Raw genomic sequence first — 15,397 nt, 5'->3', positions numbered from 1 at the left:
CATCAACGATAAAACCTACTATCTTAAGTGGTTTTTTTGTTTCAAATTGACGAGTTATTTTCACTAATATTATTCTGACAAAGTAGATATTTCGCCAACCTGTGATAATTTAAATACATAACGATTAAAAGTAAGCACAACAAAATGAATTTCAGCATTGAACAACTTCTCGCGTTCGTTACCGTTTATGACCAACTCTCTTTCAGCAAAGCCGCCGTTAAACTCAATAAACACAGAACGACAATCGGGCAGGTTATTACTAACCTTGAAGACCAACTCGCGGTAAGCCTATTTGAAAGGGTTGGGCGCTCTGTAAAGCCGACAGAAGACGGGCATCTTCTTTACCATTACGCTAAACAAACCATTGAACAAGCTCGTACCTTCGATAAGGTAGCATTGAGCCTCTCTTATGGCGGGTTGGAAAACATCACCTTTGCTTATTCTGGTGTGATACCTCATCAAATGCTTTTGGATATTCGAAAGAAACTGAGTCGTGATTTCCCGATGATGCGAGTGAACTTTTTAATCCGAAACAAAAAGGATATTAAGAAGGGCCTTCAAAGTGGCGAGTACCACTTTGGATTAGTCAATGTGCATGACAGCCGGGGTATACACAGCTTTGATGCGACTTTTCTAGGTCACATTGAGTTTTCCCCATTCGTTCAAAAAAATGGTGAGTTCTCATCTTTGGCGCAAGAGGATGTACTTTTAGCGTTAAGAAATTCAAAGCAGTTTATCTTGAGATCGTTTATTGAAGAGGGAATGTCAGAAAAAGTAACCATCAGCTCCGATAACGAAGAAGTCGATCAATTGGCGTTAGTTATTAAAATGGTTGAAGCCGGTTTAGGGTGGGCACTGTTACCAAAAACGTTTGCTCATTCTGAATTTTCCCATTACGACATTGAACCTATACAGTCGTCTGAAATGCACCAAGGATTCAAATTCGGTTTTGCGCTTTGGTGCAATCATTCTAAGCAAGTGAAGGATGTAAAATTATCGGTTTTATCTGTTATACAAGAACATGTTGATCGAGTATTGAGTCAATATTAGCAAAGGAAGAATGTAGGTAACTTATTAATAGAGGCTCATTTATATGAGCCTTTTGCGTTTCTGTCATCTCGAAAGCTCTTTAATTTTGTAGGGCGACATCCTCTATATAGGAGTAGGGCAACACCATTATTTGGCCTATTCTATGCCCGTCGATTAAGGACCCCCTTTATTGGCAATAAGTGTTTAATTTCTATGTTTATTGCAAGGAAGCAAACTTTCGGCCGGGTTTCGTCACCCGGTCTTTTTTATGAGGCAAATTTTATGACTCGCTGCGGCGGCATTGTTCTTCTTTCCTGCTTTTTATTTACAACATCTTCTTTCGCGTCGTTTTATGATCCTGTTGATGGTCAATTTGATATGGGGCATCACCTTGCGGAAAACGCATATGGCTTTTTGCCTATCCCAATTTTGATTACCGAGCCTGCGGTGGGGTACGGCGGCGGTGTGGCTGGTTTGTTTTTACATGAGACGGATGAGGAAAAGCGACAAAGAAAGCAAGCTGCTCTTTCTGCCATAGATGGTGGTGCGCAGTTAGTACCCTCAGCAATGTCAGTAGTGGGCGCAGTAGGGACAGAGAACGAAACTTGGTTTGTATTTGGTGGCCATAGACGATCTTGGATGAATGATTCCATTCGTTACACAGGAGGCGGCGGCTTTGGTGTTGCGAATTTGGATTTGTACACATCAATCAACTGGGGCCCCATAGATCATGACCTTAGAATAGGCACGTCAACTTCGGTAGCCGTACTTTCACAAAAGGTGCAGTTCCGGATTGGGCATACGCCTTGGATGTTGGGAATAAAGCAGTTATTAGCTAAGTCTGAGATTGAATTTGATAACATGGTTTTAGACCGAATTTTGGGTAACGAATCGGTTACTTCTGGTTTAGGGTTGGAGGCTGAATATGACACAAGAGATAATTTATTTTATCCAACCAAAGGTTACAAATTGTCTGCAGATTACATGGTGTACGACGATGCGATTGGCAGTGATTACAATTACCGAAATTTGAACATAGATGGCGAAGCCTATATCCCAATTACCAATAAATGGACGTTAGGCTTGGCTGCAAATTATCAAAGCTTCGAACAGCAAGACCTGTTTGTATCACCCACAGCGAAACCGTACGTGTCGTTACGCGGGGTGTCATCTTATCGGTACCAAGGAGATGAGATTGAAACAATTCAAGGCCAATTGACGTATAGCATCACTCATCGTTGGAAGGTGTCTGGGTTTTACGGTTCAGGGGTTGCAAAGCAAGATAACGGCATAAGCCACGACAGTACCGTCAATGCCGGAGGTGTCGGCTTTCGATACCAAATCGCGAGACGTTACGGTTTGCACCTTGGGATGGATTATGCGCAAAGCCATGAAGAACGCGCTATCTACTTTAACGTAGGCAGTGGTTTCTAGAACAACGGAATAGGTTAAATTTTTCCAAGAAAAAAGGCGCTAATTAGCGCCTTTTCGTTTTCTATCACTTTCTTACAGTAAGATTACTTCTTACGGCAGAACTCAGCGATTACGTACATTGATTGACCGCCGTTTGTTTTACCAGAAACAAGCTTAGGATCGTCACCAACGCTGATACCACGAATAACAGTACCTTGCTTAATCACTTGGTTAGTACCTTTGATTGGCAGGTCTTTGATTACTGTTACGTCGTCACCTTTCTTAAGTTCAACGCCATTCACATCAAGAGGCTTGTCATCAGCAGACATGCCGATTTGTGCCCAAACTGATGTTTCTTCTTCAAGGTACATCATGTCTAGCGCGTCCTGAGCCCAGCTTTCTGTGTTCAGACGAGTAAGTTGACGCCATGCCGTTACTTGAACTGGCGCTTCCTGGCTCCACATGCTGTCAGTCAGACAACGCCAGTGGTTGATATCTTTAGGATCGTCAATCTCACCAAGACATTTGTCACATACCATGATGCCGTGATCCACTGTTACGTGGCTGTGTGGCGGCACTGCGTATGCAGTAAGAGAAGAATCAGAACCACATAGTTCACATTTAGATTGGCAGCGTTCTAGCATAGTAGCTTCAGAAGACATAATGGACTCACATTTATTAGGTATTAAATTACGGGGCTATTATCCACTTTATTTACAATAAAGAAAGAGGTCGTACGGTATTCTGTCTTGATTAATTTTAGCTGAGATCAACCATTTGTGTTTTAAAGTTTTATGCAAACGGTCAACTAGGGGACTTGTTCGAACGACAGAGACAAAAATGCCAGCGGTTAGGCTGGCATTTGGTTTAGTGAAAAGCTTAAGTCTTAGTTATTCCAATAAAGCATCCGGTGCTGCTGCATCAAGGCTATCCGATTCTAAGAAATCAGCTACTTGAGCTCTCATTGATAGGGTATGAGTGGCATCAGAAAGGTCTGCTTGCGGTCCGATGATCGTTGAGTGTTTAGCTATTTCGTTATATTGAACAAACACACGATTCCCAGTTGAAGGGCTAGCTTTTGTTGAGTCAGTCAATCCTAACGTCGAATCTAACCCTTCAGAGCCAACAAATGAAGCCGTATATGATAACGGTGCACCATTATCATCATTGCCATTGTTTGGTACCGTTTCATCATTTTGCGACTGGATCAACAACGTTGGATAGCTAGAGCTAATTGATGACTGGTCCTCAGTGTTTGCTATTGAATGTGGATCGACCGTGTCAATAAGGGTTTGAGCGGCGACTTTAAATGCAACTAATTCAGTTTCAATTGCTGCGGCACTAGTTGGATTTTCCTTAGCAAAAGCGGTATAGCAATCGCCATCTTCAATGTCAGCCGCAGTACAAGCTGAAGCCACTGAATCCCGATACGTTGTATTTAACTGTTTAGCTAGATTGTGTTTAATTTCGGGGCCAAAGGTTTCCGATGCGAAGAGTAATTCAGCAATGTGCCCACCTGAATTAGCATATACCGCCGAGCTAAATTTATGTGTACCAGCAATTTCAGATGTAGCTACTGACGTAAATCCAGTAATACCGCCCAATGAGTGGCCCATAAATTTAACGGTTGTGTCTTTTACATCAACTCCGGCTAATGGTGTACCAGTAAAGTCATTCCCCACTTTTTCAAGTGCCATACGAAGACCTATTACATCAAGTGCACTTTGACGGATGTTGTCACGCGCAACGGGCAAAGCGCTTAGATTCAAGTAGTACAGAGCATTATCGTTAGTTGAAATAGCACCTCCGGCAAGTGAACGAGACCCATGAATAGGGTGGTCAATTGCAATGACAGCAAGACCTTCAGCCGTTAAGTTTGCCGCAAACGCATACGCATTCTCTTTTACAGAGGTAATACCGTGTTGGTAGATTACAACCCCGGTTATTGGGTCAGTCACAGGAGTAAACAAAAGCACATCAACAGCTTCAAGTGATTTAATTTGTGGTATTGGTGAATACTGAGTGACAATGCGATCACTATCTAGAGCTGTTCCACTTGCGTCCTTTGTGAGTGTTTTTCCCATTAAAGTCGTGACATCAGCTGCGCTAAGGTTTGTTGGGTCTAATCCTAATTTAACCAACTCTCCACCAACGAAAGAACTTGTAGAGTTATCCGTTAGTGCGCTTTTTATAACCGCTAAACTGTCCAATGCTGATGCAAATGGCGTTGTAGAGAACTTAGTTGGATCGGTTTCCAAGAAATATGGGAGTTGAACAGTACCTTTAGTCACGTTTACCGACGTAGTGCTGATACCAGCGTTAGAGTAAAGGAGATTTATCCCTCCAATCAAAGTGGCATTTTCTGTTGCATCGTCATCGGCAAGATATTTTTTAAAGTCAGCATCTGCAGCGATTGCTGTAGCAAATGGTGTTGTTGATGAGGAATCTAAACTAAGATTGTAAGCGTTTGTCAGATCGATATTATTTGGGTTTGCGCTGCCATTCCAATAAGTCGAAAGTGGGGCCCCAGCATCAATCATTCCGCCAATCAACGATGCTGTAGAGGCAAGAACATCACCAACAGAAGTTGTAGTAAACCAAGCTGAATACACAATCTTTTCCGCATCAATACCAACAGCGGCAGCTATAGCTTCTTGACCTTTAATTAAAGTTTGCGCACTAGCTAAGTCACCGGTTGAATAAGTTTTAGTGGCTGTTTTGAGAGCCGCATAGCTTTGCGATGTACCTACTGGGTTACCATTTACATCTGTAACGTCATCAGTAACAACAAGCAAATATTCAGACTTCTCATCAAAAGGAGTATTAGGTGTAATTGCTAGGTTTGAGCCTACTTTGTAAACTTTGTATTCAGAGCTAGCAACAGGTGTTGGTACTTGAGCCGCTGTGGATGTGTCTGTTAGCTTTTTAGAAAGCTTCAACAATGTCACTCCGGAAGTAACAACTCCAGGAGTATCACCAAAACCGTCGCCTTCAAACTCGATGTAAATTGGCATGCTGGTCGAAAAACCATCGGCATAATTTAATGCTGCTTTTGGGTTAGAAATGCTATCGTCGCCACCTGTTGGGATCGCTAACGTGCCATCTGTAGAGTCAAATAATAGGTTATTGCTTAAAGGAACTGATGCATTACTACCTTGCAAGAGCATTTTTTGAGTTGTCGCTCTTGCCAAAGACGTTTCTAGATAGGCTTCAAGTTGTTGGTTACTTGTTACCGAACTTTCGGTGTTGTCGCCACAACCTGCTAGCAGGATCGCTGAACATAGTAGAGAGATCTTAAAGTTACGTTTCATGATACGATCCTGATTTAGTTAAAAGTGTAGTTAAGCTGAACTGAAGAAAGGTAAGCGGTACCTTCTGCTTCGAAAGTCCTTTCTTGCTGAGCGCCATTTGTCTCAGTGAACTCACCGTCATCACTTACAACAAGTGCGAATCCTGCATCGACAGTCATATTTTCGCTCCAAACATAAGTGAAGCCAGCGCTATACCACATACGATCACTATCAGGAATGCTTAAAGTTGCTTCACCAGCTTGTTCGTCATAAGCGTAACCAGCTCTTAATGTCCACTTACTGTTTAGTTGGTACGTTGCGCCTAGTGAATATCGATTGTTGTCTTCATATTTTTCAGGTTTGTAGAAGCACTGACCTACTACACCGTTGTCAGTACAATCTGGACTTGTTGCTTTTAACTCCTTAAAAGTACTCCAATCAGTTTGTTGCCAACCGTAGTGAATTGCCCATTGTTCGTTAAGTTGGTGAAATGCTGAAAGCTCCAGAATAGAAGGAAGCTCGATTTGAAGACGACCATCAACCTTGGGAGATGTTGCTCTACCTGAATCATAGCTGGTAAATTCACCGTCATCGAAATCAAGATCAACAGAAGAGCGGTAAGCGATACTAAAGCGATTGTTTTCGTTCAGCTCATACATCGCGCCAACATTCCAACCATAGGCAAATGTTTCACCGGTCATGCCTATAAGTTTGTCAGATGGATTTCCACCAACAAAGTTAGCGAGCTCGCCTTTATGGCGAGTAAGTTCAGCTTCCGCATACACAAGGTTTAAACCCGCACCAACGCTAAATGATTCATTCACGCGATACGCAATATTTGGATTTAGATTTACAGATAAGAGCGACGTATCACCAGCCATATCACCTGCCGAGATGTCATCAGGGTAATCCGTAGCAACACCATAATTGGTGAACATACCGATACCCCAAGCCCATTTTTCGTTGATTGGGCTGATGTAATATGCGGCTGGCACGACTTGTAATGGAGCAACATCTTTTGAATGCTCGTTAGCGTCAACGTCGTAAACGTTAACCTCTGGATCAACGATAGAAACCGCGCCTGAAAATTGGGCTGTATCAAATAGGGTCATTGCGGCGGGGTTTCTCGCTAGTACACTCGCGTTATCAGCTACTGCACCTTCACCTGAAAAGGCACGACCAAGACCTGAGGCAGAATGCTCAGCAACTTGGAAACCAGCCGCAAGTGAGTTACATGCAAATAGTACTGAAAGTGAAACGAGAGAGCGTTGTATTGTTTTCATCCTTGACCCTCCTAGGGCATCGAATTTCGTTATTATGGTTTGAAAACACACTGAGCATTTTTGGTGTTGAAGCTCTAATGTAAATGGCATGTTAAATTCATGTTTTATATAAAGTCAAAGAAAGAGTTGTTATTTTGTGAGGTTATGTTTTAAAGGGGCGGCACTTTAACATCGATAATATAATTATAATCAATAATTTATTCGTGGTTGGAGGTGTGACCAGAGTGTTTATGCATCGTTGCGGTATAAATAGTGTTCAATAGCTCAATATGTAACAACTTTGTTTCTGTTTACCACCATTCGCTAAATCGGCATAATATCGACACTCGTTAGAAGTCATTAAATTGGAATTTTAAGTTTGGAATTACTCGCGATAGAGTTTCTTGGTAAACCGCTTCGTTTAGAAGGATCAATGGCAGGGTGGCAACAGTTGTATTGGGATAACACTTTGGTATCTCAATTAGATGCGACCACAGACCAAGAAGACGCCCGAAAACACGAATTTACACTACGCGCTGGCGAAGAAACGTTGCAGTGTCACGTTGAATCGACCGTTCAGTGGCAACCGTTTGAGATGACGTATAAAGCGTCGGTGAATGGGCAAACCATTACCGAAGGCAATCGAAACACCAAAGATATTGAACAACAAACTCCTGTTGTCGCTCCTAAACCAGAGAAGCGTTTTAGCTTAATTGGGTTGGTGTCGCTTGGTATGAAAGCGCTTAAAAGCGCCAAGCTAATCAAGGTCGTACTTGCTTCTGCGAGTTTAGCGGCCTATTCATGGTTGTTTTCAATTCAGTTCGCTTTGGCCTTAATCGCCTGTTTAATGTTCCATGAGTACGGTCATATTAGAGCGATGAAATACTTCGGCATGAAAACCAAAGGGATCTATTTGATACCATTTCTTGGTGGCTTGGCGTTATCCGATGAAAAGATTAATACGCGTTGGCAAGATGTGGTTATCTCAATCATGGGGCCATTGTTCGGCCTGATATTGTCGTTAGTATTTATGGTGCTGTATTGGGCGACTGGCGAAATGTTCTTTGCCGGCCTTGCAGTATTTAATGCTCTATTAAACCTGTTCAATCTATTGCCGATTTTGCCTCTCGATGGCGGACATGTTCTTAAAAGTATCAGTTTCTCGATGAACAGTGTGCTTGGCATTGTACTTTGTGTCGCGGCTGCCGTTGCTGGTGTGGTATTGAGTTATCAGTTGAATTTAACCCTGTTTGGTTTCTTATTGATCATGGGCAGTGTTGAAATACTGTTTGAATGGAAAGGACGTCATCACAGTCACTTGTTACCGTTAGACAAATACGGGCAAGTCGTGTCGTTCGTTTGGTATGTAGGTTTAGTGAGCAGTTTGATTGGTGTTATCTGGTATTTTGCATCTACTGGTGATCAGCTATTAAGCCTACCATTACAAATTCTTGGTACTTAACGAGTGAGTTTCTGTTGTTGGAATTATCCAGCTGCTTAGTGCACTTGAACTGTTAGCAAGCAAGAAACTGAAAATGCCCTAACCAATATGGATAGGGCATTTTGTATTTACACCAGCTAGGCGATTCTTACTTAGATTACGCTTTGCAATTTGGTCTTGGTGAACCTGATTGAGGAAGCGTTTTTATCGTTGCTTGTAGATCTTTAATACGCGTACTGTGGGAAGGGTGCGTAGAAAGCAACTCTGGCGGTTGATTACCCCCTGATGCTTTCGCCATGTTTTGCCACAAGTTGACACTTTGGTTTGGATCGAAACCTGCTTGAGCCATATACTCTAAACCAACAACATCGGCTTCAGACTCTTGAGTTCGCCCATACGGTAGAATAACGCCATATTGAACGCCTAACCCTAACGCGGCCATCGTCATACCTTGATACTGTTTGTATTCTGATGCACCTAACGCAACGTTAGTAATAGATAAGCCCGTATTAGCGATTTGAGACTGAGAAAGGCGCTCATTACTGTGGTCCGCTAAAACGTGTGCCACTTCGTGACCGATAACCGTCGCGAGTTGGTCTTGATTGACTGCAACCTTGAGTAACCCTGTGTATACACCGATTTTTCCGCCAGGTAGGGCGAATGCGTTCACTTGATCACTATCAAACACAACAACTTCCCATTCACTAAAACCTTGTTTAGGAATATATTGAGTGATGCTGTTCGCTACGCACTGTACATAAGCGTTAGTTTTGGCATCTTTGCTGATGGGTTGTTCTTTTTTCATTTGTTCAAAAGACTGTGCTCCAAGCTGAGACATGTCTTTATCTGAAAAAAGCAGCAATTGGTTTCTGCCTGTCGGAGAAGCGCTACACGCGGTTAGGCCTGCAAGTGTGAGAAGCGAGGCAAACTTCATCCATGACGTCATACAATATCCTCTGTGTATTCGGTTTTTATGCATGTTAACATCAACTTGCGTAATAGCTAAGGGCTGTAAGATAACTAACAGCGGTAATATAGAAAAAAGCTATGCACGCGAAAACAAGATCAATAATTAAGGAACCTATATGAGTATTTGGAAAAAGCCCGTTGACCTAGATACCTTCAACGCGACCTCAAAAAATACCTTAATTGAACACCTCAACATTGTTTACACCGAAGTAAATGACAATTCTTTGGTAGCAACCATGCCGGTTTGTCACTTTACGCACCAACCACTGGGTATGCTTCATGGCGGCGCATCGGTTGTGCTAGCAGAAACGCTTGGCTCATTGGCTGCAAACTTCTGCGTACCAGAAGGCTATTATTGCGTTGGGCTCGATATCAATGCGAACCACGTAAGGTCAATGCGTGAAGGGCATGTCATTGGTACTGCTGAGCCTATTCACTTGGGCGTCTCTACTCAAGTATGGCAGATCAATATCACTGATGATCGTCAACGCTTAGTTTGTACCAGCCGTTTAACCATTGCCGTTAAGAAACATAAGCGATAACAGACTAGGCAGTCGTACGCTGGTTTTGTCTTTAGAAGAAGTAATCAGTACTTAGAACAAGCAATCAGTATTTAAAGAAGTAACCCGAGAAGCCCATGGTCATAACGTTTAAAAGTGGAAAAGTCATCGCAACCGCACATGAATTGGTTGTTCGTTTAGATGGGGAGCATAGAGTCACGCTGCAAGCCCAAGTTGATGCAATTCAATTGATCGGAAAAGGGGCAAATGTTATTTCAGCTAACGGTTCTGAGTGTAAATGGTCGATAAAATTAGACGATGAACAGCAGCTCCGTGAAATCGCTAATGAAATTGGCTGCGATGTAATGTAATCCTTTACGGTAAAGGCACTTAACCCTTAAGATTGAATAACATCTTAGGATGTCGTACTCATAATTCACAATAAAATTGTGTCAGTAATATTGATTTTACGCCATAAAATAGGGAAACTGAATTCAATGTCCTTTGAATAAGTTTTCCTCTTTATGAGCAGCCCAAGACTTCGCGTTCAATTTGAAACCCTGTTTGAATACTTCGATGGTAAAGATTCTGATGTTCAACTCGACGACATCACGGATGTGCTTTGTTGTACCCGTCGTAATGCCCGAATGGTACTCAACAAGCTTGAAGAAGAAGGGTGGGTAGAATGGTTACCTGCAGCAGGTCGAGGAAAGTTATCTCAACTTATCTTTAAACAGAATCGTTGTGATGTCAGCGAGAACTTAGCAAGACGCTACTTGCAGGAAGGAAAAATTGGACAGGCGCTGTCAGTGCTTGATCACAATGCTGCCAAACTCACGCAAGTTATTCAAAACTACTTGGGCGTACAGTATCAAGAAGGCGAACAAGTTATTCGTTTGCCTTATTACCGGCCGCTTTCAATGCTTAACCCAACCAAATCGATGCGTCGTTCAGAGCAACATATCGCTTGTCAGGTATTCAGTGGGTTGACTCGTCTAGATGAGAATGACCAACTTCAACCCGATCTTGCTCATTCATGGCAAAAAATCAGCGATTACCAATGGCGATTCTTCTTGAGACCCGGTGTTCGTTTCCATAACGGGGAACCTCTGTTAACCAATCATGTTGTGGATACACTGCTTGCACTCGAACCTCTCAACATGTTTTCGCATATCAAAGATGTCTCTTCACCTGCAAATTGTGTAGTAGATGTTTTTCTCACACGTCCAGACAAGTATTTTCCCCTCGCACTAACGGAATCGGTCGCTAAAGTCACATTACCGATCACTTTACGTGGTGAAGACTACGATATTCGACCGATTGGAACGGGACCTTATCGCATTGAAAAGAACGACGAGAAACAACTCGTGTTAACCGCTTTCAATGGGTACTTTGGTTTCAGACCGTTAATTGATCGCGTTGAAGTTTGGGTGGTGGATGAGGCTTATTCTTCAATGGTTTACCCAAGCCTATCTAAGCCTGTTATGGCCGACCGTGGCGATAGCGATGAAGTAGAACTCGATCCTGGTTGCACGTATTTACTGCTCAATAGAAAGAAGGGTATTGCACAAGATCCCGCATGGGCACAGTTTTTATCTAACGCGTTGAATGCGGCGGATCTGTTTGTTCATATTCCAAAAGAGACTGTTATCGATTTGGGCGTGTTACACGCTTATGGGATAAAACCCGGTTGGTATGACATCAAATTGAAGGTGCCAGTTTGTCCACCAGCAAATTCCAAACCAACCATAAGATTGGCGTATCAATGCCAACACCCAATGTTTCCAACGCTTGCCAAGGCGATTGTCACGGTGCTGAAGCAATTCAACGTCGATGTTGATCTTTACGGTTACGAAACCGATCCTCCACACGCTGATGATGTCGATATTTGGATTAACCCTATGGGTATCGCTAATAACAGAGACGACGCTTTAGCCGGTTGGCTAATGGACTACAGTTTTCTTGATGAATCTAGCCCGGCAGAAGACTTCGACCAATGGTGTCACATGATTGACCGTTGGCGTTCTGGTGAATTCGAGCAATTCCCAGCAAGACAGTTAGGTAAACAACTAGTCCAAAGCAATCAATTGATCCCGATGTTCCATTGCTGGTTAGGCGTCAATAAAGATCAATGTGGTACGTTGCAAAACGCGAAATGTAATGCATTAGGTTGGTTCGACTTTAGCCAAGTTTGGGTGAAGCCTGACGTTGATTGAAATCCAAGAAAACTCAATTAGGACCAAATAACTCATTTAGGAAAAACGATGCAAACTCTGATGGTTACATTTATTACGCTGGTGGCATTTGCTGCGAATTCAGTTTTGTGTCGCTGGGCCTTAATGGATCAAACGATTGATCCTTTGAGCTTTTCGATCGTTCGCATCTTATCTGGTGCGCTTACGCTTCTGATTTTATTAACTTTGTCTTCCCAATCTAAAGCTAGACGTGTGTTAACAAACAACACATCGCTATACACAAGGCTAAAATCACAGTTTCAATTCACGTCAATACTGTCACTGCTCGTGTATATGTTTGGTTTCTCGTTTGCTTACTTAGAGCTCGGCGCAGGTCTTGGTGCTCTGGTGTTGTTTGTCGCAGTGCAATTTACGATGATTGCCGCGCACCTGTTTTCTGGAAACAGAATGTCGCTCATTGAGTGGGGCGGGTGTTTGTTATCTGTGGCAGGGCTTGTTTACTTGTTAATGCCAACGGAATCGACTCAAGTACCCGACTTAGTTTCTATTATCTTGATGTCTCTGGCCGGAGTTGGTTGGGGTATTTACACATTGGCAGGAAAGACATCGTCAAACGCACTGCAATCGACCACCGCTAACTTTGGATTCAGTTCGCTAGTTATCCTTGTGGCATTGAGCTTATTAATTTTGATACCTAATGCGTTAACGCAAGTGTCTATCACTGAACCAGGTTTGATTTACGCGGTTATATCGGGCTCGGTGGCTTCCGGTGTGGGTTATAGTTTGTGGTATTACGTAGTGAAAAAACTGAATACCGTGGTTGCGTCTATTGCACAGCTTTCTGTTCCAGTTATCGCAACACTTGGTGGTGTATTACTGTTATCTGAACCTGTCACTATGCAATTTATAGTCTCATTAACCGTTATACTTCTAGGGATAAGCTTGGTTCTTGTCGCCCCTAAACTTAAGAAATAAAGAGTTCAATCATTAACTTCTATGGCTAAACCAAACAAGAAACAACCGACCAAGACGGTTCAGATTTTCTGTGCCAAATGTAAAACGCAGCTTTTTAAGTATCGGAAAGGTGGCAAAGGTGCACTCGTGAAATGTTTTAAGGAGCGTATCGTTGAAGATTTCACGACAGAGCCATGTGTGTGCCCTGAATGCGGGATTGAATTTGCGCGTGACACTTTGGTTCGAGGTACGCCAGCCTACAAGTTTGTTGGTGGTAAGGTAACGATGAAATAACCCGCCACGGTGAAACAAAAAATGCCACAGCACAGTTTGTGTTTGGCATTTCAACGTTACTTTTGATACTCAGAATAAAGCTTTAAGCTCTGACACGCCCTTGAAGCTTAAGAAGTAATAGCGAGACAATTGCGCCCGTGGTGTCACACAGCATATCTTTCTGTGCATCCCAAATATCACCTTGTGAGCCAAGGAACGCGATACCTTCATCACCACCTGCAATCTCCGCGTACCACCACTCGATAATTTCATAACCTGCAGCCACACTCATGATCGCAAATAGCGCAAAGAAACATGCCAGCACCGGTTGAGCCAGTTTTTTACGAATCAAGTACTCAGCGAGTGGGTAAGCATAAAGGCCAATTGAGAAATGCGCGACACGATCAAAGTTATTACGCTCAGAACCTATCATGTTGTTGAACCAATCAAATGGCACTTCTGCGAAGGTATATTTCGCGCCTATCGTATGCAAAATTAGCCAGATAAACATTAAAACGTAAGCTGTCTTAGTGAAGGTGAGCTTTGTTGATAACCACCAGATTCCCACCAATATCGCAAGCGCTGGGACAATTTCGGCAATCCATACCGCTCTTGAAGAGGGAGCAAACGCTGAAAATAGAAACACAATCAGATACAGCGTCGTCAATGACAGTAATGGTCTATTTTGAGCAAGTGGCGTAATTGTCATCATCAAATCCTGTATTAGTTTCATGTATAGTTACACAATAATGAACAGTGTTCAATTGTGCTCTAATCACCATATTTGTTGAAAACCGGCGTTATCGCCCAGTATCTAGACAAACGGTTGCGAGAGTTTCACAAAAGTTTGATTTACAACAAAGCGATCCTTAAAATCGCTCTATTACTACATAACAAGAAAGAAAGTCATGAAACTGGAAACTGTCGATTACCTTGCTGACGACGCAGCAGAACAATTTGTTCGCTCTCTACGTGAAACTGGTTTTGGTGTTCTTAAGAACCACCCAATCCCGAAAGAGCTTGTTGAGTCAATTTACGAAAACTGGTACCAATTCTTCATCTCTGAAGAAAAAGAGAACTTCCACTTTAATGTTGAAACACAAGATGGATATTTTCCACCTTCAGTGTCTGAAGTTGCTAAAGGCCACACTGTAAAAGACATCAAAGAGTACTTTCACGTATACCCTTGGGGCCAAATCCCTGAACAGCTGAAAGAACAGATTCTAGATTACTACCAACGTGCGAATGCTTTTGCTCAAGAGCTGCTAGGTTGGGTTGAAGCTCATGCTCCTAAAGAAGTACAAGAGAAATTCTCTATTGCGTTATCAGAAATGATCAACGGCAGTGAACAGACTCTGCTTCGTGTTCTTCACTACCCACCAATGCAAGGTGATGAAGAGCCAGGTGCAATCCGCGCTGCGGCACACGAAGACATCAACTTACTGACGGTTCTTCCTGCTGCAAGCGAGCCGGGCCTTCAAGTTAAAGCTCAAAATGACGAGTGGCTAGATGTTCCATGTGACTTCGGTAACATGATCATCAACATCGGTGACATGCTTCAAGAAGCATCTGGTGGTTACTTCCCATCGACAACTCACCGTGTAATCAACCCATCAGGTGAACGCCAAGAGAAGTCTCGTATCTCTTTGCCTCTATTCCTTCACCCGAAACCAGAAGTAGTGCTATCTGAAAAGTACACAGCAAACGAATACCTAATGGAACGTCTAAGAGAGCTTGGCGTTATCTAGTCAGTTCAATGCTTCGTCCCTAAAATTGGGATAGATGTGAAAGGTCAGCTAAGTCGCTGACCTTTTTTGTATCCGTACCAAAGAATTGCGGCTTTATTACTAGGGCGTGTTGATCTTTCGAGCTGATTTTTGCAGCGAGTTGCTGGGTATTTATACAAGGCAGAGGCATCGATGTGTAGCTAGCCTACATGAGAAGCCGATAACGTAGTAGAAATGACCAGCAAACGCTGCCCGAAGGGTTCGGCTAAAAGCGTTTTACTCTTTGTTGAGGGAGATTTGCTTAGAATGACTAGGCTACTTCTCCCTCGCCGCGATTAAAACGC

Annotated in this window: 14 protein-coding genes; 9 read left to right on the top strand and 5 right to left on the bottom strand. The window is 42.8% G+C overall.

The window, feature by feature from the left end; translation table 11 throughout:
• Positions 1–144: 144 nt before the first annotated feature.
• Positions 145–1,050 (top strand): LysR family transcriptional regulator, encoded by a 906-nt coding sequence (locus AB4307_RS20565; RefSeq protein WP_136978579.1) that lies wholly within the window; start codon positions 145–147, stop codon positions 1,048–1,050.
• A gap of 261 nt (positions 1,051–1,311) precedes the next feature.
• Entirely contained in the window at positions 1,312–2,463 is a 1,152-nt protein-coding gene (locus AB4307_RS20560; protein WP_017060061.1) for a BamA/TamA family outer membrane protein, read from the top strand.
• Positions 2,464–2,546: 83 nt separating this feature from the next.
• On the opposite strand, the gene AB4307_RS20555 is transcribed toward AB4307_RS20560, so the two are convergent.
• From AB4307_RS20555 to AB4307_RS20545, 3 genes are all read right to left on the bottom strand, one after another.
• Positions 2,547–3,104, bottom strand: a complete 558-nt coding sequence (locus AB4307_RS20555; RefSeq protein ID WP_017060062.1) for a PhnA domain-containing protein — start codon at positions 3,102–3,104, stop codon at positions 2,547–2,549.
• Between the two features lie 228 nt (positions 3,105–3,332).
• Positions 3,333–5,753, bottom strand: a complete 2,421-nt coding sequence (locus tag AB4307_RS20550) for a VolA/Pla-1 family phospholipase (protein ID WP_372133293.1) — start codon at positions 5,751–5,753, stop codon at positions 3,333–3,335.
• Positions 5,754–5,767: 14 nt separating this feature from the next.
• Entirely contained in the window at positions 5,768–7,015 is a 1,248-nt protein-coding gene (locus AB4307_RS20545) for a porin (RefSeq protein ID WP_136974605.1), read from the bottom strand.
• A gap of 358 nt (positions 7,016–7,373) precedes the next feature.
• On the opposite strand from AB4307_RS20545, the gene AB4307_RS20540 reads away from it, so the two are divergent.
• Positions 7,374–8,456 carry a site-2 protease family protein gene (locus AB4307_RS20540; RefSeq protein WP_017060065.1) on the top strand — a complete coding sequence of 361 codons (1,083 nt, stop codon included), beginning with the start codon at positions 7,374–7,376 and terminating at the stop codon, positions 8,454–8,456.
• Between the two features lie 136 nt (positions 8,457–8,592).
• On the opposite strand, the gene AB4307_RS20535 is transcribed toward AB4307_RS20540, so the two are convergent.
• Positions 8,593–9,381, bottom strand: coding sequence for a M48 family metallopeptidase (locus tag AB4307_RS20535; RefSeq protein ID WP_017060066.1), 789 nt, complete (start codon positions 9,379–9,381; stop codon positions 8,593–8,595).
• A 139-nt stretch (positions 9,382–9,520) separates the two neighbouring features.
• Between AB4307_RS20535 and AB4307_RS20530 the strand changes: the two genes are divergently transcribed.
• From AB4307_RS20530 to AB4307_RS20510, 5 genes are all read left to right on the top strand, one after another.
• On the top strand, positions 9,521–9,946 hold the full coding sequence (locus tag AB4307_RS20530; RefSeq protein WP_017060067.1) for a hotdog fold thioesterase: 426 nt from the start codon (positions 9,521–9,523) through the stop codon (positions 9,944–9,946).
• Between the two features lie 95 nt (positions 9,947–10,041).
• Positions 10,042–10,275 (top strand): DUF3389 domain-containing protein, encoded by a 234-nt coding sequence (locus AB4307_RS20525; protein WP_017064605.1) that lies wholly within the window; start codon positions 10,042–10,044, stop codon positions 10,273–10,275.
• Between the two features lie 153 nt (positions 10,276–10,428).
• Positions 10,429–12,120 (top strand): SgrR family transcriptional regulator, encoded by a 1,692-nt coding sequence (locus AB4307_RS20520; protein WP_372133290.1) that lies wholly within the window; start codon positions 10,429–10,431, stop codon positions 12,118–12,120.
• 48 nt (positions 12,121–12,168) lie between these two features.
• Positions 12,169–13,074 carry a DMT family transporter gene (locus tag AB4307_RS20515; RefSeq protein ID WP_102394479.1) on the top strand — a complete coding sequence of 302 codons (906 nt, stop codon included), beginning with the start codon at positions 12,169–12,171 and terminating at the stop codon, positions 13,072–13,074.
• 21 nt (positions 13,075–13,095) lie between these two features.
• The gene (locus AB4307_RS20510; protein ID WP_017067298.1) at positions 13,096–13,347 is read left to right on the top strand and encodes a hypothetical protein; all 252 of its coding nucleotides are present in this window, start codon (positions 13,096–13,098) and stop codon (positions 13,345–13,347) included.
• An 82-nt stretch (positions 13,348–13,429) separates the two neighbouring features.
• On the opposite strand, the gene AB4307_RS20505 is transcribed toward AB4307_RS20510, so the two are convergent.
• Complete coding sequence (locus AB4307_RS20505) at positions 13,430–14,035, bottom strand: DUF2238 domain-containing protein (RefSeq protein WP_048612504.1); 606 nt, start codon at positions 14,033–14,035, stop codon at positions 13,430–13,432.
• Between the two features lie 199 nt (positions 14,036–14,234).
• Here AB4307_RS20505 and AB4307_RS20500 point away from each other — a divergent pair, with 199 nt between their 5' ends.
• Positions 14,235–15,074: an isopenicillin N synthase family dioxygenase gene (locus tag AB4307_RS20500; RefSeq protein ID WP_017060073.1), complete on the top strand. Its 840-nt coding sequence runs from the start codon at positions 14,235–14,237 to the stop codon at positions 15,072–15,074.
• The last annotated feature ends 323 nt before the right edge of the window (positions 15,075–15,397 follow it).

Source organism: Vibrio sp. 10N.261.52.C2 (genome assembly GCF_041471425.1).
Classification (GTDB): Bacteria; Pseudomonadota; Gammaproteobacteria; order Enterobacterales; family Vibrionaceae; genus Vibrio; species Vibrio crassostreae_C.
Note: the sequence above shows the minus strand (reverse complement) of the source record. Positions and strands in the feature narration are given on the sequence as shown.

Excerpts from the sequence above, each read along its gene's own strand:
- AB4307_RS20535 (WP_017060066.1), bottom strand. The coding sequence starts at position 9,381 with ATGACGTCATGGATGAAGTTTGCCTCGCTTCTCACACTTGCAGGCCTA.
- AB4307_RS20560 (WP_017060061.1), top strand. The coding sequence starts at position 1,312 with ATGACTCGCTGCGGCGGCATTGTTCTTCTTTCCTGCTTTTTATTTACA.
- AB4307_RS20510 (WP_017067298.1), top strand. The coding sequence starts at position 13,096 with ATGGCTAAACCAAACAAGAAACAACCGACCAAGACGGTTCAGATTTTC.
- AB4307_RS20550 (WP_372133293.1), bottom strand. The coding sequence starts at position 5,753 with ATGAAACGTAACTTTAAGATCTCTCTACTATGTTCAGCGATCCTGCTA.
- AB4307_RS20545 (WP_136974605.1), bottom strand. The coding sequence starts at position 7,015 with ATGAAAACAATACAACGCTCTCTCGTTTCACTTTCAGTACTATTTGCA.
- AB4307_RS20500 (WP_017060073.1), top strand. The coding sequence starts at position 14,235 with ATGAAACTGGAAACTGTCGATTACCTTGCTGACGACGCAGCAGAACAA.
- AB4307_RS20555 (WP_017060062.1), bottom strand. The coding sequence starts at position 3,104 with ATGTCTTCTGAAGCTACTATGCTAGAACGCTGCCAATCTAAATGTGAA.
- AB4307_RS20505 (WP_048612504.1), bottom strand. The coding sequence starts at position 14,035 with ATGACAATTACGCCACTTGCTCAAAATAGACCATTACTGTCATTGACG.
- AB4307_RS20525 (WP_017064605.1), top strand. The coding sequence starts at position 10,042 with ATGGTCATAACGTTTAAAAGTGGAAAAGTCATCGCAACCGCACATGAA.
- AB4307_RS20520 (WP_372133290.1), top strand. The coding sequence starts at position 10,429 with ATGAGCAGCCCAAGACTTCGCGTTCAATTTGAAACCCTGTTTGAATAC.
- AB4307_RS20565 (WP_136978579.1), top strand. The coding sequence starts at position 145 with ATGAATTTCAGCATTGAACAACTTCTCGCGTTCGTTACCGTTTATGAC.
- AB4307_RS20515 (WP_102394479.1), top strand. The coding sequence starts at position 12,169 with ATGCAAACTCTGATGGTTACATTTATTACGCTGGTGGCATTTGCTGCG.
- AB4307_RS20530 (WP_017060067.1), top strand. The coding sequence starts at position 9,521 with ATGAGTATTTGGAAAAAGCCCGTTGACCTAGATACCTTCAACGCGACC.